The sequence below is a fragment of the Acidovorax cavernicola genome (assembly GCF_003581445.1).
In genome coordinates, this window is record NZ_QXMN01000315.1 from 1 (window position 1) to 659 (window position 659).

Genomic DNA, 659 nt, shown 5'->3' on the forward strand with positions numbered 1-659 from the left:
AAGCTCGACGGCCTCGAAGTGTTCGACGCACAGCGCCATGCGGGCCGCGTGCTGGGCATGGGCGACATCGTCGCGCTGGTCGAGCAGGTCACGGCCGGCGTCGACATGGAAGCCGCGCAACGCCTGGCGGCCAAGGTCAAGAGCGGCGACGGCTTCGACCTCAACGACTTCCTCGGCCAGATCCAGCAGATGAAGCAGATGGGTGGCCTGTCGAGCCTCATGGACAAGCTGCCGAGCCAGATGTCGGCCAAGGCCGGTCAGGTCGACATGGACAAGGCCGAGCGCGAAATGCGCCGCAAGGAAGGCATCATCTGCTCGATGACCGCCAAGGAGCGCAGCAAGCCCGAACTGATCAAGGCCACGCGCAAGAAGCGCATCGCCATGGGCGCGGGCGTGCAGGTGCAGGAAGTCAACCGTCTGCTCAAGGAATTCGAGCAGATGCAGGACATGATGAAGAAGATGAAGGGCGGCGGCCTGATGAAGATGATGAAGCGCATGGGCGGCATGAAAGCCATGAAGGGCATGATGGGCGGCGGCGGCGGAATGCCTAAACTGCCTTTCTGAGTCTTCACGGATCTCCACGGAAAACCGGCCTGGCGCGATGCGCAGGCCGGTTTTTTGTTTTTGCGGGCAGGCCGTTCACCCTGAGCCTGTCGAAG

The 659-nt window shown here is 62.7% G+C and carries 1 pseudogene; it reads left to right on the plus strand.

Annotated features, from left to right (window positions below):
• A pseudogene (locus D3H34_RS33400) lies at positions 1-564 on the plus strand (signal recognition particle protein); the annotation flags it as partial.
• Positions 565-659 lie beyond the last annotated feature (95 nt).